This window comes from Phytomonospora sp. NPDC050363, from assembly GCF_040655735.1.
Classification (GTDB): domain Bacteria; phylum Actinomycetota; class Actinomycetes; order Mycobacteriales; family Micromonosporaceae; genus Phytomonospora.
In genome coordinates this window covers 1-20,694 of sequence record NZ_JBFAKK010000028.1, presented here as the reverse complement: position 1 = coordinate 20,694, position 20,694 = coordinate 1, and the positions used below count along the sequence as shown (strand labels likewise).

Sequence of the window (20,694 nt, the reverse complement as noted above, 5' to 3'; positions counted from 1 at the left end):
TCAGGGTAACGACAGACCGAAACGGCCCGCACGCGAGTTAACTTGTCGGCGTGGCCGTGGAGATGGATGCCGAACGTTTCGAAGAACTCGTCGCCGACGCCCTCGACGAGATACCCGAGCAGCTGCTGCGCATGATGCGCAACGTGGCGATCGTCGTCGAGGACGAGTCCCCGTCCGACGGTCCCGAACTGCTCGGGCTCTACGAGGGCGTCGCGCTGCCCGACCGGGGGTGGGACTACGGAGGGGTGCTGCCCGACAAGATCAGCATCTTCCGCAACCCGATCCTGCGGATCTGCGACACCGACGAGGACGTCGTCGAGGAGGTGGCGGTGACGGTCGTGCACGAGATCGCCCACCACTTCGGCATCGACGACGCGCACCTGCACGAATGGGGCTGGGGCTGATGTCGTGGTTCCCCGGCGGGACCTCGGTCTCGCGCGTCACCGTCTATGACTGGTCCACAGTGGATGGAATGGCCGGCGGTTCGCCGCATCTGCACACCGCCTCGGCCGAGGGCTATGTCGTGGTCGGCGGCGAAGGTGCCGTCGAGACGCTCGACTCGACCGGTTTCGCCTCGCATTCCCTTACGCGCGAACGGATCCTGTGGTTCACGCCGGGGACCGTGCACCGCCTGGTCAACCACGGCGGCCTGGAGATCCTCGTCGTCATGTCCAACGCCGGGCTCCCCGAAGCCGGCGACGCCGTCATGACCTACCCGCCCGAAATCCTCGCCGATCCCGAGGCGTACGCCGCCGCGACCGCCATCCCGCCCGGCCCCGGTGCCGAGGACTTCGTCCGCCGACGCCGGGACCTCGCCGTCGAGGGATACCTCGGCTGGCGCGCCCGCGTCGAGGACGAGGGACCGGCCGCCTTGGCCGAACTTCACGAACTCGCCGCGAAACTGGTGCGCGGCAAGGCCTCCGGCTGGCAGAATCTATGGCGGGAGAGGCCGCTGGCCGAAGCGCGCCGAACTGGTGAACACCTCGACGCGCTGGCCGAAGCCGATCCCGCGCACCTGTCACAAGCTTCCGTGCACGCGGCCCCGGCGCACGCCGGACCGCTCCGGTACGGAATGTGCGGACACCTGCAGACCTTCGACGTGGAAGGTGCCCAACCTGCGCGGTAACCGCTTTTCGCTCCTTGGAAAGGCAGCACCGTGTACACAAAGGACGCAAGACTCTTACTGGCGCGCCTGGGAATCGTGGCCCTGCTGGCCACGTTCGGGCTCATCCTCACCGGCTCCCCGTCGCAGGCGGCGAGCACTCTGCGCGCGGCCGCCGCGGAGAAGAACATCGTCATCGGCACGGCCGTCGAGCCCAGCCTCCTGTCCGGCGAGACCGCGTATCGCGAGATCGTCGCCCGCGAGTTCAACTCGCTGACCGCCGAGAACGCGATGAAGTGGGAAACGGTCCAGCCGTCCCGCGGCTCCTTCAACTGGTCCGGCGGCGACGCCGTGGTCAATTTCGCCGCCCAGAACGGGCAGCGCGTCTACGGCCACACGCTCGTGTGGCATTCGCAGACACCCCAATGGGTGCAGAACCTGTCGGCGGCCGAACTCCTGCCGGTGATGCGCACCCACATCGACACCGTCGTCAAGCACTTCGGGTCCTCTGTGGACACGTGGGACGTGGTGAACGAGGTCGTCGGCGACAACGCCGCCTACCGCGACTCCTTCTGGTACCAGAAGCTCGGCGCGAGCTACATCGCCGAGGCCTTCCGCGCCGCGCGGGCGGCGAGCCCGACGGCGAAGCTGTTCATCAACGACTACAACATCGACGGCATCAACGCCAAGAGCACCATGTACTACAACATGATCCGCGACCTGAAGGCCCAGGGCGTTCCGATCGACGGCATCGGCTTCCAGGCCCACCTGACCGTCGGGGGCGTCCCCGGTGACATGAGGGCCAACCTCCAGCGCTTCGCCGACCTCGGGCTCGACGTGCGGATCACCGAACTCGACATCCGCATGCAGACACCTCCCGACGCGACGAAACTCGCCCGGCAGGCCGCCGACTACGCCGCCGTCGTCAACGCCTGCCTCGGGGTGAGCCGCTGCCGCGGGATCACCATCTGGGGCTTCACCGACAAGTACTCGTGGGTGCCCGACGTCTTCCCCGGACAGGGCGCCGCGCTGATCTACGACGCCAACTACCAGGCGAAACCCGCCTACCAGAGCACCCTGACCGCTCTTGGCGGAACGCCGGGCCCGGGCCCGGATCCCGACCCCGATCCCGGCCCCTGCAAGGTCACGTACCGCACGAACGACTGGCAAGGCGGGTTCACCGGCGCGGTGACGGTCGCCAACACCGGAACGGCGTCGATCACGGCGTGGAGCCTGGTGTGGACATTCCCCAGTGGACAGAGCGTGAGCCAGGGCTGGAACGGCACCTACACGCAGTCGGGGACGACCGTGACGGTGCGGAACGTGGCGTACAACGGCACGATCGCGCCCGGACAGTCGACGCAGATCGGCTTCAACGGCACCTGGACAGGGGTGAACACGGCGCCGAACGCGTTCACGTTGAACGGTACGAGCTGCACGGTCGGATGACGGCCGGGCAGGACGGACGGTAGATCGCACGACTGGTGAGTCGCACGACGAATGCGGGGGACGGGCCCGGCGCGAAGGCGCCGGGCCCGTTCGTGCTCGTGTGTGCGGCCGACCGCGTCAGCTCTTCCGGGGAACCCGCCGCAAAGCAGGTCCGGCGTCACGCCGCCGCACCTTCGTCGGCGGTTCCGGTCGCACCACGTCCGGCCCCGCGTCGAGGGCCAGACCCTCGAAGAGTTCGTCGGTCTCCGGCCCATCCCGGTGAGCGGGGCTGTACCGGTCCTCGTCCTGAGCGCGACCGCGCTGCCCACCGCCGGCGTTGTTCGTCGCGGCCTGCCGCGGATTCCGGATCACGCCGCGATCGTTGGCCGCAGAGGCGGCCGCCGGCCGGGTCAAGCCCGCCTGCGTCGGCCGCTGGCCGAGCACGGAGGGTGAAGTGCGAGGGCCGCCTGCGGGGGCGGGGGACATGCCCCCCGGCCGCTGCACGGGAAGGCCGGGCGTGGCGGACGGACGCATCCCACCGAAAAGGCCGGGGTTCGGCGGAGGCGTGCCGTGCATGGGGCTGAGCGGCGCGGGCCCGACGGGAGACGGGGTGGGGACGGGCCCGGGCCCCGTGATGACGCCGGGGCCGGGGCCAGGGGTGGGGAACTCGAGCTGGGGGCCGTCGGGCGGGCGGGGAGTGGGCGTGAGGAGGGGCGGGTCCGCGCCCGCGGCGGCGGGCGGGGGCGGGGTAGGGGGCGGCGGGGTGTAGGTGAAGGGGTAGGTGATGTCGCGACCGCCGCCGGACCCGGAGCCGTCGGAGGGGGTGACGGGGACGCGGGGGACGTTGCCATATGTGGGGCCTGTGTAAGGGCCCGGCTCGTGCATGTCGGTGTGCCACGCCTGGGTGGTCTCGACCGACATGGTGTGCATTCGATCCCTGGCAGCCTGGTCGTACGATGCCTTGGCCGCTTGGAATCCGGTGACGCCGTCGATGGCGTAGTTGTCGAAAACGTGGGGATCTTTCTCGTAGGCCGCCTTCATTGCCGCCCACTCGGCGCGGATCTCGTCCAGATCGGTTTTGGCGGCTTCGATTGCATCGGCGATGGCGTCCAGCGCCCGGGCGTTGCCAGAGGCTGTGAGCATGCCTCGCTGGAAGGACTCGGCGATGCCGGAGGACTCATAGCGCACCACACTTGTGGCACGGGACGACCAATGATCCATCGCCCGTTGTAGATGTCCGGTGATCTTCGAATGATGCAACTCGGCGAGCTCGGTGAGCTTGCGGTATGCGGCGGCTTGCGAACGCCAGATGGGCACTTGGGCGTAGTCAGCGTCAATGATGGCTGCTAGTTCATCCAAGCCGTTGCCTTCGAACCACTGCTCGGCCATTCGAGTCCTCCCCTAGGACGACGGTGGCGGTGTGAAGTACTGCATGATCGTTGAGATGCTGGTCTCGGAGTCCACGTCTGTTTCAGTGAAATCCTCAGAGACTGAGGCCAGGACGTTGGTTACGGCTATGAGACCCGCATCGAGGTTGTCGAAGAACTCGATCATCTTGCCGACACAATGATCGTGATGTGCACCGATACCACCAGGGCCGTATATGTAACCTGCGTGCCTGTCGGACATGACGTCCGCGTTCGGCGCGAGCGCCTCACTGATATCGAGGAGTTTGGGCCTGTAGTCGAACTCCAGGTCCCCAAGCGCCAGTTCAGCAACACGGCGCAACTCGGCCGCATCCAAGCGGATGTTGGTCATCGAAATCCCTCCCCTGGATATAGTCTCAGAAGTGTCAAGCACGCCGACGGCTGAGTACTACCAGCAAAACGAGTCCGCCCACCACCGCTGCACCAACGATTCCTATGAGTGCCCATGGTGGCTGTGAATCAGCTGGCGGGGCAAGCGACGAGGTGGCTGGCGGGTCTGACTGATAGACCGGATCGCCGTTTACGTGTGGAGGATTCGATGGATCGTAGGGCCGCACTGGCGAAGTAAGAGCCGTCAGTGGGTTGATCACTCCATACCCGACCTTGCGGTCCCTGCCGGCCTCTTGCTTGTCGTCAGCCGTCGAGTACAGCTGCCGCATCATGTCTTCACGAGACATATCCGGCCAGTGCGACTTGAGTAGTGCAAGTGTTCCTGCTGTCGTGGCAGCAGCTTTTGAGGTACCGCTCGTATCCTCGTACCCCCCATCCGGGCCAGCGGAGGTGAGTCCTTCGCAGGGGGCAGCCACCGCGATCGCGGGGTGCTCCAGGCCAACCTCGGAGTAGTCGCCGTCCTTGCCGCTGCAACCGGCCAGGACGACGTTGGTGAACAGCCCGGGAAAGCCAACGTGCTTCTCCCCGGCCAACGCGTTCGCCGTCGGCGCCACCACGGGAATCCCTTTGGCCTCCGCCTCATCGATGAGCGCCTCTTCTTCAGGCTCCCCAGTCCCGCCCCCGTACGCCAGCAAGATCACATCGGCACCGTTGTCGATGACCCACCGGATGCCCTTCAGCAACTCCGCGTCGTCGTACTTCTCGTCCCCCGGCCGCCAAGCCCCGTACGACAAAATCCTCGCCCCCGGCGCCACCCCCAGCACCCCGTCCCCCCCACCGTCCCCGTGCCCGTGCCCCGCGACCAGCGATGCCATCGCCGTCCCGTGCCCCGTCACATCCGTCTGCCCATCCCCCGCCGGACTCCACGAGTCCTTCCCCGCGACCACGACCCCCGTCAGGTCCGGGTGCGTCGAGTCCACCCCCGTGTCCACGATCCCCACCGTCACACCCTCGCCGGTGGCGATCCGGTGCGCCTCCGGCAACCTCAGCGCCTCGACCATCCACTCGGCATCGCGCACGTCGTCGGCATGCGCGGCCGGCGCCCACACCAGCAGGATCCCAACGGCCGCAACGCCCGCCCACAACCGTCGCATGTGGGGCACGCTAACCCACCGCCGCAACCGACCGCAAGCCGCGCGTTACAGCGCGGTCCCCTCGCGCAGCCCTCGCAGCCACAGGGCGGCGGCGTCCAGGTCGGCGTCGCGCAGTCCTTGGGGGGCCGCGACGGGCGGATCGTCGCTGTCCCTTGGGTAGGAGCCCAGGAACCGCACCTCGGCGCACACCCTCCGCAGCCCGAGCAGGGCCTCTCCCATCCGGGGTTCGGCGACGTGGCCGGCGCAGTCGAGCAGGAAAACGTACCTCCCCAGCCGCTCACCGGTCGGCCTCGACTCGATGCGCGTCAGGTTGACGCCCCTCACCGACAACTCGGTCAGCACCGACAGGAGCGCGCCGACCCTGTCGTGCGCGATGTACACCGCCAGCGACGTGACGTCGTTCCCCGTCGGCGCCGGCGGTGCGGTGCCGGGGGGCGCGACGAGGACGAAGCGGGTGGCGGTGTCGGGACGGTCGCCGATGTTGTCGGCCAGCACCGGCACCCCGAGCTGTTCGGCGGCGATGGGCGCGCAGACGGCGGCGTCGGCGGCGCCGTCGAGGACGGCCTGCGCAGCGGCCGCGGTGGACAGCACCTCCACTGTGGACGCCGACGGCAGCTTGGCGCGCAGGAATCCCCGGCACTGCGCCAGCGCGTGGGGGTGGCTGGCGACGGTGCGCACCGACTCGATCGGCATGCCCCCGGCCAGCACGAAGGTCACCGGCAGGACTACCTCCCCGACGACGCGCAGCGCGGGCCCGCCGAGGAGGTTGTCGAGGGTCACCGGCACCGAACCCTCCAGGGAGTTCTCCAGCGGCACGAGCGCGGCGCCGGTGGTGCCGTCGCGGACGGCGTCGAGGGCCTCGGGGATGCTGCGGACGGGCACGGCGGCTTCCGGCGCGGGGCTCAGGCGGCGCACGGCCGACTCGCTGAAGGTTCCGGGCGGCCCGAGATATGCGACGGTGACCATCCCCCGAGCCTAGATAACCCGCGACCGCAGGCCGCGCACGCGGGTCGGGTGAGCTGGAAGTACGCCACGGCCGCCGCCCCCATGCCCCACCCCCACACCCAGTAGGCGGGCACGGCGACCCAGTAGAAGGCGAGCGGGAGCGTGCCGCCGTCGAAGTCGCCCGACGCGCTGCTCACGGCCAGCTGGGCCAGCGCGATCCCGAAGTAGACGACGAGCCCGATCGCGAACACGGCGGCGGGCCCGAGCACGAGCCAGCGCGGGACGCGGCGCCCGCGCAGGAACAGCGTCCAGCGCGGCCACACGCGGCCCCACCGGTGCACCAGCGCCAGCGGCAGGAGGGTCCCGGCGAGCAGGAAGCCGCCCTCGAAGACCAGCAGCGATCCTTGCAGCGGCATGCCGTCGAAGCCGACGGCGACCTGCGCGCCGACCCGCACGAGGCACCCGGCGACGGCCAGCCACGCGCCGGCGCGTGCCCAGCGCGGGACGGCGGTCCACCGGTGCCACCCGTCGGTGCGGCCGCAGCGCAGGCACGCCTCGCGCATGCCGCGCCGGTAGCGGGCCACCGAGGCGAGCAGGAGCAGCGCGAGGACCGCGCAGCCGAGGCGGCTGGCGAGGGCGGCGAGTTCGGGGCCGGTGTCGACGCCGAAGGTGAGCACGCCGACGATGTCGAGGAGGAAGAGGGCGTCGGCGGCCAGGAGCGCGACCGCCACGGCCGTTCCCGCCACGGCGAGCACGCGCGAGTTTCCCGACAGCCGCATGCCGATGGCGATCCCGGCGGCGGCCAGGCACAGCGACGCGGGTGCCCAGCCGGTGAGGACGATGAGGTCCTCGCCCATCGGGGGCAGGTCGGGCGCACCGAGCAGGGCCCAGGCCGCGCGCAGGGCGCCGTAGGCCAGCGCCCACGCGACGGTGAGGACGGGCAGGTGTCGGGTCATGCCCCCAGCCTCGTGAGCGCGGCGGGCGGGCACCTCACGTGCGAAGGGGAGGCGGTTCCCCCGAGCGAGGGAACCGCCCGGCGTCAGCGGCTGAGAGCCCGGGCGACCTCGACGGCGCGTCTCATCTGCACGCCGATGGCGGCGACCTGGGGTTCGGCGATGCCGGAGCCGCCGACGACGCTGACGCCGTAGGGGTTGCCGTTGGCGGGGTCGAACATGACGGGGTCGGCGTATCCGGGGCTGACGATGACGCAGCCCCAGTGGTAGAAGGTGTTGTTCAGCGCCAGGATCGTGCTCTCCTGCCCGCCGTGTGTGGTGGCCGTCGAGGTGAAGGACGTGGCGACCTTGTTCACGAGCTTGCCCTGTTCCCAGAGGGGCCCGGAGGTGTCGATGAACTGCTTGATCTGCGCGGTCGGCAGCCCGTAGCGGGTGGGTGTGCCGAAGGCGAGGACGTCGGCCCATGCGAGGTCGTCGAGGGTGGCCTCGGTGACGTCGCCGGTGGCCTCGGCGTGCGCGGCCCAGTCGGGGTTGGAGGCGATGGCCTCGTCGGGCGCGAGTTCGGCGACCTTGCGCAGCCGAACCTCGGCGCCGGCCTTCTCGGCCGCGGCGACGGCGTGCCCGGCCATCGCGTGCACTGTGCCGGTCGAGGAATAGTAGATGACGGCTACTTTGACCACGGTGGTGTCCCTTCTCGCGTGTTTCCCCTGATTGTGCTGCTTTGCCTGCTCTGGCATGCGGGAAGTGTGAGGCCGGGGACACGGAGCGGAGGCGGCATTGGGGAGACTTGCCCGATGGACTCCTACGACGACCGCCTCACCGCGATGGGCCTGCTGGTGGAGGCCTACCAGGGACTCGTGGACAAGCAGCTGCCGATCGTGCAGGCGGCGGGCCTGTCCCAGATCGACTTCGACGCGCTCATCCGGCTGCACCGCTCCGAGGGCGGGCGCCTGCGGATGTGCGACCTGGCGGCGCAGACGGCCATGTCGACCAGCGGAATGACCCGCATCGTCGACCGCCTGGCGGGCAAAGGGCTGGTGCGGCGCGAGCCGGTGCCGGGGGACCGCCGTTCCTACCACGCGGTGATCACGCCGGAGGGCGTCGAGCGCGTCACGGGCGTCGTGCCGGCGGTCGCCGAGGCGATCAGTGAATGGTTCACGTCGAGATTGGCACCCGGCCAGCTGGAGGCGACGCTGACGGGCCTGCGGATCATTCGCGACGGGGTACGCCCCGACGCCACCGCGGGTGGGTTAGGCCGCCGACCCGACCCCCGGGCCGCCGCTCAGTGCGGCCCGCACGGGGCCAAGCCAGGCCCACACCGACTGCCCGTCGTTGCCCATGCGAACACCCCAGCGCTGTGCGAGGGCGTCGACTATCGTCAGCCCGCGGCCGTCGACGTCTTCCATCGTGGCCTGGCGGGGCTTCGGGGTGGTGTCGGCGCCGCCGTCGGTCACCGAGATCTCCACGTGCGTGTCGGTCACCTCGCACCCGACCGACACGACGCCGCCGGGTAGCGGCGTGGCGTGCCTGATGGCGTTGGCGACCAGCTCAGTGCCGACCATGGTGGCATCGGCGACGAGTTCGCTGGAGAGGCCGGAGAGCTGCTCGGCGAGCCAGCGCCGGACCAGCGCCGCGCTTCGGGCATGGTGAGCCACCCGCATCACGCCGCGGGTCGGTCCACCGGTGGCCGTCTGCAAACCCGTAGTTCTCCCTACCGCGACCTCAAGGGCGCCGCGCGTGGCAACCGCACTTCGATGACGGTCCCGCCTCCCGGCCGAGGCTGGAGGGACACCCATCCGTGCTGACGTTCAACGATCTGCCGTACAAGGTACAACCCCAGACCCACGCCGCCATAGCGTCTGTCGTCTCCGCGCTCGGCCTGCCAGAACCGTTCGAAGGCCATCGAGGCCTCTTCCGCGCTCAAACCTGCCCCACGATCGGCGACCCGCAAACACGCCGTGCCCTCTTCGGTGACGACCGACACATTAATCGGGGTGTCACCGGGAGCGTACCGGGAGGCGTTCGTGGCCAGTTCTCCGACGACCAGGGGGAGGCTCGAACGGTCCCCGTGGGCGACGGTTCCGGGCACCAGATCGGTCTCGACGCGCTCGGCGAGGTCGCCGGGGAGTTCGTCGACGGCGGTGCGGACCTCCTCGGCGAGGTCGAAGGTGCCCAGGCGGGTCTCTCCGGGCGCTCCGAGCGCGGCCCCCGACAGGAGGCGGTCGGCGAGGGTGGCCAGCGCGTCGGCGCGCTGGGCGATGACGTTGACGGCTTCGAGGCGGGCGTCGTCGTCGAGGCGCGTCCAGCGGTGGCGCAGCGTGTCGGCGTAGCCCTTGATGACGGTGGCGGGCGTGCGCAGCTCGTGCCCGGCGGCGGCCAGGAACAGGTCGGCGCCGGAGTCGTCGCGCACGGTGTCGGCGGTGGCGGCCTCGTGGTCGCCGACCAGGTGCGCGGCGGTCGCGGCGGCCAGGCGCAGCAGGGGCGCCTCATCGGCGCGCAGCGGCCGGTCGAGGTACAGCTCCAGGCGCCCGACGGGCCGCTCGTGGACGATGACGGGCACGTGCGCCGCGCGCGTCGAGCGCGTGGCCAGGAGCGGGTCGGTGACCTCGGCCTCCCAAGGGCGCCCGGCGGCCAGCCCCGTCAGGTCGTCGTCGGACAGGTCGGCCTGGCGGCCGAGCAGGAAACGGGCCTCGCGTGAGGCCGACAGGGTCCGGGACTTGCGCCCGACGACGTCGGCGTAGGTCACCAGGCCCGCCCCGACCGCCTCGGCGGTGATCTCGGTGAGCCTGGTGAGGGCGGTGACGCCGTGGCCGTGGGGCCCGCCGGCGTCGGCGGCGGAAAGTACGTCGCCGATACCGGTGAGGAAGGTGGTCACCCGCGCGGTCATGCCCCCACGCTACGGGTGCGCGGGGGCGCGTGCCACGGGGTGCGGCTTATGCGCCGGCGACAGCGTCCCAGTCGACGCGGTGGTCGAACTGCCAGTCGAAGGACTCCGGCCTGGCCATGCGCATCACGACGGGCATCGTCAGGTCGCGCAGGACGCGCGCGACGGGCCCGGCGGCCTTCTGCGCGCTGTTGCGGGCCGCGAAGGCGATGATCCGCTCGACGCGCTCGCGGCGCTGCTCCTCGTAGGCGGCGAAGGCGCGCTCGTAGGGCAGGTCGCGCAGGCTGCGGCCGAGCACGACGGCGCTCTCGATCGCCATCGACGCGCCCTGCCCGGAGCTGGGCGAGGTGGCGTGGGCCGCGTCGCCGACGAGGACCGTGCGGCCGCGGCTCCAGGTGGGGACGCGGGGGAGGTCGTAGAGGCCGCCGGTGACCACGAGCGCGGCCGGGTCGGTGCGGCCGAACAGCTCGGCGGTCGGGAGGCGGTCGCCGGCGAAGGCCTCGGTGAGCACGCGCATCCACTCGCGGGCGTCGACGCGGCGCGCCTCGGCCATGGTGAGGGGTTCCTTGCGGGGCAGGTTGACGAACCAGCCGCCCGAGCCGTCGTCGTGGACCTGGTGGCCGAGGAAGGCGCGTTTGCCGAAGCTCAAGAGCATCTTTCCGCCGGTCGGCGGCAGGCCCGTGTCGGGCAGCATCGCGCCGAAGCCGAGCAGCCCGACGTAGCGGGGGCCGGGGGCGGCGGGGTCGATGAGGTGGCGGGTGACCGAGCGGATCCCGTCGGCGGCGACGAGGATGTCGGCGGTCGCCGAGGTGCCGTCGGCGAAGCGCGCGGTCACCGCGTCCGGGGTTTCCTCGACGCCGACCAGGCGCTTGCCGTAGGCGAAGGGCACCCCGCGCGAGGCGGCCTCCTCGGCGAGGGCGCGGTTGAAGTCGCCGCGCCAGACCGCCAGCTGCGGCGGCAGGTGCTCCGGCGTGCCGAACTCGGCGAGCCGTTTCCCGGTCCAGCTCTGCATGACCAGGGCTTTCATGGGAAAGCCCAGGCGGTGCACGACGTGCTCGGCGCCGAGCACGGCCAGTGCGTTGAAGCCGTTGGGGGCGATGCTCAGCAGACCCCCGACGCCCTCGGCGGGACCGTCGTAGGCCTCGTGGACGCTCGCCGAGATCCCGGCCTTCTGGAGGGCCATGCCGGCGACCGGCCCGCCGATCCCGCCGCCGATGACCAGTGCGGTGCTGACGTTTCTCATGTCCTTCGCCTCTCTGTGTGGAACGCGGCCCACGCGGGCCCCCAGCCGTCGACCGGGTCGACGATCCGGTCGACGAACCCCTCGATGAAGCGCGACTCCGCGTCCAGCAGCGCCAGGCGGTACTCCTCCTCGACCAGGAACAGCGGGTGCACCTCCCCGGCCGACTCGATCGCCGCCCGCGCCTCGGCCTTGAGCGCGTCGAGGCGCACCCGGCGCTGGCCGAGCAGCTCGACGACCTCGTCGGGCGGGAGCACGCCGATCAGCGAGAGCGCCGCGACGAAGTGCGGGTACTCGTGCTCGGGGTGGCCGATCAGGTCGCGCATCCAGTTGCGCAGTTCGGTGCGGCCCGCGTCGGTGAGCTCGTAGACGGTCCGTTCGGGGCGTCCGCCGTCGCGGCTGGTCCCGGCCTCGGTGATGAGGCCGGCCTTGGCGAGCTGGCCGACGACCATGTAGAGCGAGCCGTGGTTGAACTTGACGCTGCGGGCGTCGCCGTTGTCGCGGAGCGCGCGGCTGAGTTCGTAGGGGTGCATCGGCTCGCGGACCAGGTAGGACAGGACCGCGAGGGCGAGGAGGTTGGTGACCTTGCGCTTCGGCTTGGGTGCCATGGTGGGCTCCGTGGTGTTCTGGACATGAGTATTCAGGACTGACTAGTCAGTGTCAACTATTTAGAGCTGACGAGCCTGTCCTCATGGTGCTCGACGGGGAGGAAGGCGAGGTGGGGAGGGGTGGCCGCCCGGCGCCGCGGAGGGCGGCGGCCCGGCCGGAAACCGTTGCCGGGCAAGCAAAGAGCCGCCCCGATGGCCTGGCAGCTTCCGGGCGGCTCCGAGCGGGTCCGAGGACTCGCGATGCCCGCGAATCTAGCAGGGCGGGGCAAGTCGCCTCGGCCGGGCACTCCCTGTCGGGCGTGCCGGGCCTCGGCAGGAGGGGTCAGACCTTGGTGCGCAGGGCGTCGCGGATGACGCCGGGCCGGTCGCTGATGATCGCGTCGACGTTGTGGCGCGCGAGCATCACCGCGTCGGCGGGGTCGTTGACGGTCCACACGAAGACCTTGCGGCCGTTGCGGTGCGCGCGGTCGATCATGTCGAGCCGCTTGCGGACCAGGCGCACGTCGACGCCGATGGTCCCGGCGAACGGCGGCGGCGGGCCCAGCGGGTACTGGAACAGCCACACCAGCGGCGTGTCGGGCGACATCACCCGCGCGCGGTGCAGGGCCGTGCGCGAGAACGACATCACGGTCGCCTCGACGTTCGGGTAGCGCTTCAGCGCGGCGAACAGGCGCCGCTCGACGCGCGCGCCGTAGCGGGTGGGGTGCTTCGTCTCGACGCACAGCCGCACCGGGCGGCCGGCGTCGGCGGCGAGTTCGAGGAGCTGGGGGAGCGTGACGATCTCGCGGTGGGCGGCGTCGGCGGGGACGCCTTCGCGGTTGACCGAGAAGTCGAGGCCGCGCAGCTCGGCGAGAGTGAGGTCGCTCACCGCGCCGCTGCCGTCGGAGGTGCGGTTGACCAGACGGTCGTGGTGGAGGACGAGGTGACCGTCCTTCGTGAGCCGCACATCGCATTCGAGGGCGTCGGCGCCCAGGGCGATGGCCTCGGCGTACGCGGCGACCGAGTGCTCTGGCAGGTGCTCGTTCGATCCCCGGTGCGCGACGATCATCGGTTGCCTGCGTGCTTGGCCGGACATGCCGGAAGGCTAACCCACGCGGGCGTGACAGCATGGCGGGGTACGGGTGATCAAGAGACGGGGAAGAGCACATGGACGCCGACGCCACGCGCGCGCTGCTGGCCGCGGTCGCCGCCGGTGAGGTCGCGGTGGACGCCGCGCTGGACCGCCTCTCGGCGGGGGTCCTCGGCGACGGCGACGGTTTCGCCGACCTCGGATTCGCGCGCGTCGACACGCACCGCGCGCTGCGCACCGGCGACCCGGAGGTGGTCTACGCCGCCGGGAAGACGCCGGAGCAGGTGGTCGCGATCGTCGAGCGCCTGCACGAGGCGCACCCCGCGCATCCGGTGCTGGTCTCGCGCGCCGACGACACCGTGCGCGGCGCCCTGCGCGACGTCTTCGCCGAGCTGTGCACGGACGAACCGCTCGGCCGGATGGTCGCCGTCGGCGCGCACCCGTCGGTCACGGGCGGGAAGGTGACGGTGCTGTGCGCCGGGACCTCCGACCTGCCGGTGGCCACCGAGGCCGCGTTCACCGCCCGCGTGTGCGGCGCCGAGGTCACCCAGATCAGCGACGTCGGCGTGGCCGGCATCCACCGCCTCCTGGCGACGCGGCCCGTGCTGGCCGCCAGCGACTGCGTCGTGGTCGTCGCGGGCATGGACGGCGCGCTGCCCAGCGCGGTCGGCGGGATGGTGGGCGTGCCGATCGTCGCGGTGCCGACCTCGGTGGGCTACGGCGCCTCCTTCGGCGGCCTCGCGGCCCTGCTGACGATGCTGAACTCGTGCGCGCCGGGGGTCACGGTGGTCAACATCGACAACGGTTTCGGCGCCGGTCTGGCCGCCGCGCGGATCGTGCGCAACGTGGGCGTCGGCCCCGGACCGGGAGGTTCATCGTGATCGGCTGGCTCGACTGCGGCGCGGGCGCCAGCGGCGACATGTTCCTCGGCGCGCTCGTCGACGCCGGTGTGCCGCTGGAGATCCTCCAGGAGGCCGTCGACGCGCTGGGCGTCGAGCGGGTCGAACTGCACGCCGACCCGGTGAGCCGGCACGGCCTGGCCGCCACGCACGTGCGCGTGGAGTGCCCGCCGACGAAGGTCGACCGCCGCTTCGTCGCCATCCGCGGCCTGATCAACGCCGCCGAACTGCCGCAGGAGGTGCGCGACGAGGCCGTCGCCGCCTTCACCCGCCTGGGGCACGCCGAGGCGAGCGCGCACCGCGTCGAGCTGGAGCGCGTGCACTTCCACGAGGTCGGGGCGCTCGACTCGCTGGCCGACATGGTCGCCGCCTGCGCGGGCATGCACTGGCTGCGAGTCCACCGTGGACTGTCCACTGTGACCGCGAGCCGGGTCACCGTCGGCGGTGGCGTCACGCGGGGGGAACACGGCGCGATCCCGCTTCCCGCGCCGGCGACCCTCGCCGTGCTCGGCGCCGCCGACGCGCCCGTCAGCGGCGAGGTGCCCTACGAGGCGTGCACGCCGACGGGTGCCGCGCTGATCGCGACCTTCGCGTCGGGTTACGGCCCGCTGCCGCCGATGCGCGTGCGCGCGATCGGTGCCGGGGCGGGCGGCCGCGACCCCAAGGAGCGCGCCAACATGCTGCGCCTGGTCCTCGGCGAACCCGCCGGGGCCGTCGCGGGCGCTCCCGGCACGGCGACCGTGCTGGAGACCAATGTGGACGACCTGGATCCGCGCCTGTGGCCCTCGGTGCAGGCCGCGCTGTTCGCCGCCGGCGCCTCCGACGCCTGGCTCACCCCGATCCTGATGAAGAAGGGCCGCCCCGCCCACACGCTGCACGTGCTGTGCCGCGACGAGGTGTCCGCCGCCGTCCGCGAGGCCGTCTTCGCGCACACCACGGCGATCGGGCTGCGCAGTCTCACCGTCGGCAAGCACGCCCTGGACCGCGAGATGTCCACCGTCGAGGTCGAGGGCCGCCCGATCCGGATCAAGATCGCGCGCGTCGGCGAGCGGACCGTCAACGTGTCGGTCGAGTACGAGGACGTCGCCGCCCTGGCCGCCGAACTCGGCCGCCCGCTCAAGCAGCTTCTCGCCGCCGCCACCGCGAAGGCCTACCTTCGCTACCCAGGGGCCGAAGCGTGAACGGCGTCGCCCTGCTGGCCACCTTCGGCCTGATCTTCATCGCCGAACTGCCCGACAAGACGATGATGGCCACGCTGGTGCTGTCGAGCCGGTACCGGCCGCTGCCGGTGCTCCTCGGCGTCTGCGCGGCCTTCTTCGTGCAGACCGTCATCGCCGTCGCCGCCGGTGGGCTGCTGCGACTCCTGCCGCAGCAGGCGGTCCTCGCGGTCGTGGCGGTCCTGTTCGCCGTCGGCGCGGTCCTCCTGGTCCGCGAGAGCATGGCCGAAGACGATGACGAGGAGGAGGGCAAGGGCAAGGCCGTCACCGGATTCGGCCGCATCGCGCTGACCAGCTTCCTGGTGCTGTTTGTCGCCGAATGGGGCGACGCCTCGCAGCTGGGCACGGCGGCGCTGTCGGCCAAGTACGGCGACCCGCTCGCGGTGTTCATCGGCGCGTTCGCCGCCCTGGTCACGATCGCGACGATCGCGGTCCTGCTCGGTCGCGTGATCGTGCGGTACATCCCGCTGAAGTGGATCCAGCGGGGCGCGGCGGTGCTGTTCGCGATCTTCGCGCTGATCGCGGGGTTCGAGGCGATCTTCGGTTAGAGGCCGGGGTCGAAGAGGGTCACGCGGTTCCCGATCGCGACGAGGATCATGACCCTGCCGACGTATCCGCTGAAGCCCAGCACCGGCGTCGCGGTGCCCAGGTCGATCCGGTGCTCGCCCAACTCCTCCGCCTCGCCCAGGTCGCAGACCCGCAAGCTCCCCTCCGTGTCGACCGTCACGGCGATGGTGCTGCCGTCCCATTCGCCGGCCAGCAGGCCGCCCTCCATGATCGGCGCCCCGACGTCGACGTGCCTCTTGTCCTGGCCCATGACGGGGTCCCACAGGGTCACGCGCTCGCCGAGGGCGGTGACCACGCCGCCGGGTATGACCGCCAGGGCCGGCCGGCCCGGGAGCGCGATCGTGTCGGTCGCGGCGGGCGCGCCGGTGAGGTCGTAATAGCCGCCGACGCCGGTCTCTGAGGCGTAGTAGGTCGTCGTCTCCCCGTCGAAGGTCCGCAGGCCCAGGTCGCTGGGCCCGTCCGGCGGGGGCGTGCCGAAGTTCCGGATCCGGGTGCAGCCCGCGACGTCCCACAGGCCGAAGTCGTCGCCCCCGGCGCTTGCCATCACCGTGTTCGAGCTCCAGTCGAGGCCCATCGCGAACTCGGTGAAGTACTCGCCCTCACCGGAGATCTCGCAGTGCTCCGAACCGTCGGCCACGTCGAAGATGTAGGCGTGCCCGGAGGTCCCGACGACGGCCTTCAGGCGGTCGTCGACGAACGCCAGCTCGACGTCGGTCCCCGTGGGGAAGGGGATGTCGTAGGTGTGGGTCACGCCCCCGTCGAAGGGATCGAACACGTCGACGCGGCCATCGGCGCGCAGTCCCACGCCCGTGGACTCCGAGTCGGTGAGGTGGGTGGCCACCGAGACATAGGGGGACTCGGAGACGAAGGATCCGACGACCGGCATGCCGTCGCCGTCGCCCCCCTGTCCGGCTTCGGTTCCGGTCCGCTGTGCCGTCCACGGCGGGTTGATCCCCACGGTCAGCGCGACCACGACGGCGACCGCCAGCGCCGTGAGGGCCCTGCGGGCCCTGGCCTCGCGGTTCCACGCCGGGTTGTCCGGCACGCGGTACCAGTCGGCGGCGGCGCGAGAAGCGGCGAGTTCGACGCCGAGGATCCCGGCGGCGATGAAGGGCAGCTGGATCGCGGCGGCGGCCCAGCCCGACGGCCCGAGGACGGCGTCGGCGGCGTGCGCGGCCGCGAAGGCGAACTGGGCGGTGACCAGCACCCGGCGCGAGATCGGGACGCGCCACCAGTACATCCCCTGGGCCACCACGAGCAGCGCGAAGGAGACGAGCAGGTAGGGCGGCTGCTCGCGGGGAACCAGACCGGAGCCGACCGGCAGGAAGGACGCGAGGAGTTCGGCGCCGAGCAGCGCGTTGAGGGCCCACAGGAGCGTGGGGCGGGGCTTCGGCCGTGGGGACGGCTTCGCGGGGGCGGGCTTCGGTGGCGGCGTGATCGCCGGCGCGGGTTCGGGCCGGTGCTGTGGGGGAGCCGGGACCGGCGCGACGGGTGCGGTCGCCGTCGCGGTCGTTTCGGTTCCGGCACCGAGGATCGCGCCGTGCGCCACGATCTGCTCGATGTGGTCGGTGATGGCCGGCGCGCGGCCCAGCTGGCGGTGCAGAAGCGTTGCCACCAAAGGCATCCGGCTCCCACCGCCGACGAGGAACACGCCCGCCACCGAGACCGGCGAGACCCCCGCCTCCTCCATGACCGCCGTCGTCACCGCCACCGCGCGAGCCAGCAGCGGCGTCGTCAGCGTCTCCAGCTCATCGCGCGTGACGTGCACATCCCGCTCCAGGACCGGGATGTAGAGATCGGCGCTGGACTGCCGGGAGAGCCGCTCCTTGGTCAGCCGCACGTCCTCGCGGAAGATCCGCCGGTGCCTGCGGTCGGCCGGGCTCTGCGGGCTCAGCAGCCGCGCCCACGCCCCGGGATCGGGGTACTGGTCCCGAAGATGCTGCGCCAGGGCCTCGTCGACGTCGACACCGCCGAGGTCGTCGAGACCGTCGACGGCCAGCACCTCGAAACCCTCCGCCGTGCGCCGCACGACACTCGCGTCGAAGGTGCCGCCGCCGAAGTCGTGGACCACGACGGCCGCCCCCGGCGCCACCTCGCGCCGCAGCTCCCGGACGTAGTAGGCCGCCGCGGCAACGGGTTCGGGCAGCAACCGCGCCTGCGGCAGACCCGCCTTTCCCGCCGCCGCCCGCAGGATCCGCTTGCGCCGCGGCCCCCACGCCGCCGGATGCGTCAGCGTCACCGCCGCCGGAACCTCCCGCGCGACCTCGGCGCAACGCTCCCGCACCTTCGCCAGCACCGCCGCGAACAGGTCCTCCACGGCGAACTCGCGCTCGCCGAGGAGGACCGTCCCGTCATCGACGCGCCGCTTCGGGTGCGGTTCGAAGGACGCCGGATCGCTTCGCGCGGCGTGGATCGCGTCGGCTCCGACGCCGATCACGCCGTCGGGCCCGGCGAAGACCGCCGAGGGCAGCAGCGGCGTGCCGTCGAACATCAGCGGCTCGACCCGGCCGTCGTCTCGGCGCAGGACCGCCACGGTGTGGGAGGTGCCGAAGTCGACGCCGAGATGAGGAGAGGCGGGCATGCGGCCAAACTATCGGACCGAGGCCACGGCTCAGGGCGTCGCGAGACCTTCGGCGATCACCTCGTCGAGACCGCTCGCCTCGACGCCGAGCTTCCCGATCGCCGAGCCGTCCACAATGTAGGGACGGTCCGACATGTGCGCGGTCTCGTGCAGCTCGCCCCAGAACGGCGCGGTGAGCGTGAGCAGGGCGAGGTCCCTCTCGGTGAGTTCGGTGAAGCGGGGGACGGGCGCGCCGGCGATCGCGGCGATCCGCGCGGCGGCCTCGCGCGTGGTCGCGCTGATGACGGGGGTGTGCCAGGCGCGGCCCCAGCCGTCGGCGGAGTCGGCGACGGCGATCAGGCTGCGGGCGGTGTCGCCGATGGCGCTGAAGGAGTTCGGCAGGTCCGGGTCGCCTTGCAGCGGGATCAGCCGTCCACTGAGGACGTTGGGCTGCACGATCAGGCTGAACAGCGAGAACGCGCCCGCGCCGAGGAACTGGGAGGCGCGGACCTCGGCGGCCTTGACGCGTCCGGCGTCGTGGGCGGCCTCGGCCTCCCGCCACATCTCGGCGCGCACCTTGCCCTTGGGGCCGTCGGCGGCGAGGGGGGCGTCCTCGGTGATGACGCCGTCCTGGGGGCCGTAGCCGTAGAGGTTGCCCAGCATCACGTATCCCGCGCCGGTGCGCTCGGCGACGGTCAGGAAGGAGCGGAACAACGGCGGAATCGCCTCGGGCCAGGTGTGATAGGCGGGCATCGCGGCGTTGAAGAGGGTCGCCGCGCCCTCGGTGAGGGCCGCGAGCCCGTCGGTGTCGAGTCCGTCGAGTGCGACGAGCTCGATGCCGGGGTGGGCCGGGCCGGTTCCCTTGCGGGACACCAGTCGCACCTGGTCGCCGCGGTCGGCGAGGATCCGCGCGGTCGCCTGACCAGTGCCGCCGGCGCCGACGATCACTTGAAGAGCCATGGTTCTGCACCTTTTTCGCATAGCGGGTCTTCTGACGCGAAAACCTCGTGCTACCAAGGCTCCTGCGACAGGCCCGGCTAGGCTAGTGGCCCGGAAGCCAGGTATCCCAAGGATCGAGCCATGAACCCCGTGCCCCACAAAGTCGCCGTGCTGGCGCTGCCTCCCGTGAAGACCTTCGACCTGTCGATGCCGTCGACGATCCTGGGTTCGGTGGTGGTGGACGGCCGGGCGCACTACGACGTTCGCGTCTGCGCGCCCGATCCCGGCCCGATCGACGCGGGCATCGGCGTCGACGTGCTCGTTCGCGACGGCCTTGAGATCCTCGACTGGGCCGACACCGTGGTCGTTCCGAGCACCGGGCAGCGCCGCGACGCCGACCCGCGAGCCCTGTCGGCGCTGCGCGGGTTCGCCGCCACCGGCCGCCGCATCGCCTCCATTTGCAGCGGCGCCTTCGTGCTCGCGCAGGCCGGCCTGCTCGACGGCCGGCCCGCGACGACGCACTGGGGCCTCGCCGAGGAGTTCGCCGACGCGTTCCCCGCCGTCGACGTGCGGCCCGACGTGCTGTTCGTCGACGAGGGGGCGGTCCTCACTTCTGCGGGGGCCGCCGCGGGGATCGACCTGTGCCTCCACCTCGTGCGCGCCGACCACGGCTCCGCCGTCGCCGCCGCCGCGGCGCGGGCGACCGTGGTGACGCCGGTGAGGTCGGGTGGGCAGGCGCAGTTCATCGAGAGGCCGCTGCCGGAGGATCGGGGAGGGTCGCTGGCGCCGACGCGGGAGTGGGCGCTGGGGAGGTTGGACCGGCCGCTGGGGCTGCCGGAGCTGGCCGCGCACGCGAGGGTCAGCGTACGGACGTTGACGCGGCGGTTCCGGGCGGAGACGGGGGTGTCGCCGCAGCGGTGGCTGCTGCGGCAGCGGCTGGAGCGGGCGAGGGCGATCCTGGAGTCGACGACGCTGCCGGTGGATCGGGTCGCGAGGGAGAGCGGGATGGGGAGCGCGGAGTCGCTGCGGGTGCACATGGTGAGGCAGATGGGGGTGACGCCGAGCGGGTACCGGGCGGGGTTTCGGGTGGGGTAGGGGTGGGGTGGGTTTTGGGTTGGCGCTGGGGTGTGCGGTGGGGGTGGGTTGTGCGCTGGGGGTGGGTTGTGCGGTGCCTTGCGTGAGTTCCTGGGGCGCTGCCCCAGACCCCGGGCCTCGCTCTGGAAACGGTGGGGTGCTTCGGGTTTCTGGTTGGCGCCCCACTGGCGGTTAGGGCTGCTGGAGGTTGCGGGTTGGGTGTGTGGGGTGTTTCCGTCTTTCGGCCTGTTCAAGGGCACCTGGGGGACCTGTCGGGGTCAAGGGAAAGTGCGCCCTT

The 20,694-nt window shown here is 71.6% G+C and carries 20 protein-coding genes and 1 pseudogene; 8 read left to right on the top strand and 13 right to left on the bottom strand.

What is annotated here, in order from left to right; genetic code table 11:
- Positions 1 to 56 precede the first annotated feature (56 nt).
- Genes AB0I28_RS38615 through AB0I28_RS38605 form a run of 3 tightly spaced genes read left to right on the top strand, consistent with a single transcriptional unit; the run spans position 57 to position 2,551 of the window.
- Positions 57 to 404: a metallopeptidase family protein gene (locus tag AB0I28_RS38615; protein WP_357501128.1), complete on the top strand. Its 348-nt coding sequence runs from the start codon at positions 57 to 59 to the stop codon at positions 402 to 404.
- Entirely contained in the window at positions 404 to 1,126 is a 723-nt protein-coding gene (locus tag AB0I28_RS38610) for a cupin (protein ID WP_357501096.1), read from the top strand. The genes AB0I28_RS38615 and AB0I28_RS38610 overlap by 1 nt, the downstream gene beginning before the upstream one ends.
- A gap of 30 nt (positions 1,127 to 1,156) precedes the next feature.
- The gene (locus tag AB0I28_RS38605) at positions 1,157 to 2,551 is read left to right on the top strand and encodes an endo-1,4-beta-xylanase (RefSeq protein ID WP_357501095.1); all 1,395 of its coding nucleotides are present in this window, start codon (positions 1,157 to 1,159) and stop codon (positions 2,549 to 2,551) included.
- A gap of 117 nt (positions 2,552 to 2,668) precedes the next feature.
- Here the strand turns inward: AB0I28_RS38605 and AB0I28_RS38600 are convergent, their stop codons facing one another.
- The 6 genes from AB0I28_RS38600 to wrbA all read right to left on the bottom strand — a co-directional run bounded on the left by AB0I28_RS38600 (position 2,669) and on the right by wrbA (position 8,076).
- Positions 2,669 to 3,919: a hypothetical protein gene (locus AB0I28_RS38600; protein WP_357501094.1), complete on the bottom strand. Its 1,251-nt coding sequence runs from the start codon at positions 3,917 to 3,919 to the stop codon at positions 2,669 to 2,671.
- A 12-nt stretch (positions 3,920 to 3,931) separates the two neighbouring features.
- A complete protein-coding gene (locus tag AB0I28_RS38595; RefSeq protein WP_357501093.1) occupies positions 3,932 to 4,288 on the bottom strand; it encodes a hypothetical protein in 357 nt (118 codons plus the stop codon).
- Between the two features lie 34 nt (positions 4,289 to 4,322).
- Positions 4,323 to 5,441, bottom strand: a complete 1,119-nt coding sequence (locus AB0I28_RS38590; protein WP_357501092.1) for a S8 family serine peptidase — start codon at positions 5,439 to 5,441, stop codon at positions 4,323 to 4,325.
- A 45-nt stretch (positions 5,442 to 5,486) separates the two neighbouring features.
- Positions 5,487 to 6,407 carry a prephenate dehydratase gene (gene pheA / locus AB0I28_RS38585; protein WP_357501091.1) on the bottom strand — a complete coding sequence of 307 codons (921 nt, stop codon included), beginning with the start codon at positions 6,405 to 6,407 and terminating at the stop codon, positions 5,487 to 5,489.
- Positions 6,344 to 7,342, bottom strand: a complete 999-nt coding sequence (locus tag AB0I28_RS38580; RefSeq protein WP_357501090.1) for a hypothetical protein — start codon at positions 7,340 to 7,342, stop codon at positions 6,344 to 6,346. Before AB0I28_RS38580 ends, pheA begins: the two co-directional genes overlap by 64 nt.
- An 83-nt stretch (positions 7,343 to 7,425) precedes the next feature.
- Entirely contained in the window at positions 7,426 to 8,076 is a 651-nt protein-coding gene (gene wrbA / locus AB0I28_RS38575) for an NAD(P)H:quinone oxidoreductase (RefSeq protein WP_357501089.1), read from the bottom strand.
- Between the two features lie 57 nt (positions 8,077 to 8,133).
- Here wrbA and AB0I28_RS38570 point away from each other — a divergent pair.
- A pseudogene (locus tag AB0I28_RS38570) lies at positions 8,134 to 8,400 on the top strand (MarR family transcriptional regulator); the annotation flags it as partial.
- Between the two features lie 189 nt (positions 8,401 to 8,589).
- On the opposite strand, the gene AB0I28_RS38565 reads toward AB0I28_RS38570, so the two are convergent.
- The 5 genes from AB0I28_RS38565 to AB0I28_RS38545 form a co-directional block, all read right to left on the bottom strand.
- Positions 8,590 to 9,000 carry an ATP-binding protein gene (locus AB0I28_RS38565; protein ID WP_357501127.1) on the bottom strand — a complete coding sequence of 137 codons (411 nt, stop codon included), beginning with the start codon at positions 8,998 to 9,000 and terminating at the stop codon, positions 8,590 to 8,592.
- Positions 9,001 to 9,050: 50 nt separating this feature from the next.
- Positions 9,051 to 10,226, bottom strand: coding sequence for a HAMP domain-containing sensor histidine kinase (locus AB0I28_RS38560; protein ID WP_357501088.1), 1,176 nt, complete (start codon positions 10,224 to 10,226; stop codon positions 9,051 to 9,053).
- 46 nt (positions 10,227 to 10,272) lie between these two features.
- On the bottom strand, positions 10,273 to 11,466 hold the full coding sequence (locus tag AB0I28_RS38555) for an FAD-dependent monooxygenase (RefSeq protein ID WP_357501087.1): 1,194 nt from the start codon (positions 11,464 to 11,466) through the stop codon (positions 10,273 to 10,275).
- Complete coding sequence (locus AB0I28_RS38550) at positions 11,463 to 12,071, bottom strand: PadR family transcriptional regulator (protein ID WP_357501086.1); 609 nt, start codon at positions 12,069 to 12,071, stop codon at positions 11,463 to 11,465. The genes AB0I28_RS38555 and AB0I28_RS38550 overlap by 4 nt, the downstream gene beginning before the upstream one ends.
- Positions 12,072 to 12,393: 322 nt before the next feature.
- Positions 12,394 to 13,146 (bottom strand): glycerophosphodiester phosphodiesterase family protein, encoded by a 753-nt coding sequence (locus tag AB0I28_RS38545; RefSeq protein WP_357501085.1) that lies wholly within the window; start codon positions 13,144 to 13,146, stop codon positions 12,394 to 12,396.
- A 71-nt stretch (positions 13,147 to 13,217) separates the two neighbouring features.
- On the opposite strand from AB0I28_RS38545, the gene larB reads away from it, so the two are divergent.
- From larB to AB0I28_RS38530, 3 genes are read left to right on the top strand one after another with little or no spacing between them, the layout of a single operon-like run.
- Complete coding sequence (gene larB / locus AB0I28_RS38540) at positions 13,218 to 14,021, top strand: nickel pincer cofactor biosynthesis protein LarB (RefSeq protein ID WP_357501084.1); 804 nt, start codon at positions 13,218 to 13,220, stop codon at positions 14,019 to 14,021.
- Positions 14,018 to 15,220 (top strand): nickel pincer cofactor biosynthesis protein LarC, encoded by a 1,203-nt coding sequence (gene larC, locus AB0I28_RS38535; protein WP_357501083.1) that lies wholly within the window; start codon positions 14,018 to 14,020, stop codon positions 15,218 to 15,220. Before larB ends, larC begins: the two co-directional genes overlap by 4 nt.
- Positions 15,217 to 15,804 carry a TMEM165/GDT1 family protein gene (locus AB0I28_RS38530; RefSeq protein ID WP_357501082.1) on the top strand — a complete coding sequence of 196 codons (588 nt, stop codon included), beginning with the start codon at positions 15,217 to 15,219 and terminating at the stop codon, positions 15,802 to 15,804. The genes larC and AB0I28_RS38530 overlap by 4 nt, the downstream gene beginning before the upstream one ends.
- Here AB0I28_RS38530 and AB0I28_RS38525 read toward each other — a convergent pair.
- Together AB0I28_RS38525 and AB0I28_RS38520 are read right to left on the bottom strand one after the other, a co-directional pair.
- Positions 15,801 to 18,404, bottom strand: a complete 2,604-nt coding sequence (locus AB0I28_RS38525) for an Hsp70 family protein (protein WP_357501081.1) — start codon at positions 18,402 to 18,404, stop codon at positions 15,801 to 15,803. The genes AB0I28_RS38530 and AB0I28_RS38525 overlap by 4 nt on opposite strands.
- A 30-nt stretch (positions 18,405 to 18,434) precedes the next feature.
- Positions 18,435 to 19,343, bottom strand: coding sequence for an NAD-dependent epimerase (locus AB0I28_RS38520; RefSeq protein ID WP_357501080.1), 909 nt, complete (start codon positions 19,341 to 19,343; stop codon positions 18,435 to 18,437).
- Between the two features lie 120 nt (positions 19,344 to 19,463).
- Between AB0I28_RS38520 and AB0I28_RS38515 the strand changes: the two genes are divergently transcribed.
- Positions 19,464 to 20,417: a helix-turn-helix domain-containing protein gene (locus tag AB0I28_RS38515; protein WP_357501079.1), complete on the top strand. Its 954-nt coding sequence runs from the start codon at positions 19,464 to 19,466 to the stop codon at positions 20,415 to 20,417.
- Positions 20,418 to 20,694 lie beyond the last annotated feature (277 nt).

Coding starts and splice junctions, on each gene's coding strand:
- AB0I28_RS38525 (WP_357501081.1), bottom strand. CDS start 18,404: ATGCCCGCCTCTCCTCATCTCGGCGTCGACTTCGGCACCTCCCACACC.
- AB0I28_RS38565 (WP_357501127.1), bottom strand. CDS start 9,000: ATGCGGGTGGCTCACCATGCCCGAAGCGCGGCGCTGGTCCGGCGCTGG.
- AB0I28_RS38545 (WP_357501085.1), bottom strand. CDS start 13,146: ATGTCCGGCCAAGCACGCAGGCAACCGATGATCGTCGCGCACCGGGGA.
- wrbA (WP_357501089.1), bottom strand. CDS start 8,076: ATGCCAGAGCAGGCAAAGCAGCACAATCAGGGGAAACACGCGAGAAGG.
- AB0I28_RS38560 (WP_357501088.1), bottom strand. CDS start 10,226: ATGACCGCGCGGGTGACCACCTTCCTCACCGGTATCGGCGACGTACTT.
- AB0I28_RS38610 (WP_357501096.1), top strand. CDS start 404: ATGTCGTGGTTCCCCGGCGGGACCTCGGTCTCGCGCGTCACCGTCTAT.
- AB0I28_RS38600 (WP_357501094.1), bottom strand. CDS start 3,919: ATGGCCGAGCAGTGGTTCGAAGGCAACGGCTTGGATGAACTAGCAGCC.
- AB0I28_RS38580 (WP_357501090.1), bottom strand. CDS start 7,342: ATGACCCGACACCTGCCCGTCCTCACCGTCGCGTGGGCGCTGGCCTAC.
- AB0I28_RS38590 (WP_357501092.1), bottom strand. CDS start 5,441: ATGCGACGGTTGTGGGCGGGCGTTGCGGCCGTTGGGATCCTGCTGGTG.
- AB0I28_RS38520 (WP_357501080.1), bottom strand. CDS start 19,343: ATGGCTCTTCAAGTGATCGTCGGCGCCGGCGGCACTGGTCAGGCGACC.
- AB0I28_RS38595 (WP_357501093.1), bottom strand. CDS start 4,288: ATGACCAACATCCGCTTGGATGCGGCCGAGTTGCGCCGTGTTGCTGAA.
- AB0I28_RS38555 (WP_357501087.1), bottom strand. CDS start 11,466: ATGAGAAACGTCAGCACCGCACTGGTCATCGGCGGCGGGATCGGCGGG.
- AB0I28_RS38550 (WP_357501086.1), bottom strand. CDS start 12,071: ATGGCACCCAAGCCGAAGCGCAAGGTCACCAACCTCCTCGCCCTCGCG.
- AB0I28_RS38515 (WP_357501079.1), top strand. CDS start 19,464: ATGAACCCCGTGCCCCACAAAGTCGCCGTGCTGGCGCTGCCTCCCGTG.
- larB (WP_357501084.1), top strand. CDS start 13,218: ATGGACGCCGACGCCACGCGCGCGCTGCTGGCCGCGGTCGCCGCCGGT.
- pheA (WP_357501091.1), bottom strand. CDS start 6,407: ATGGTCACCGTCGCATATCTCGGGCCGCCCGGAACCTTCAGCGAGTCG.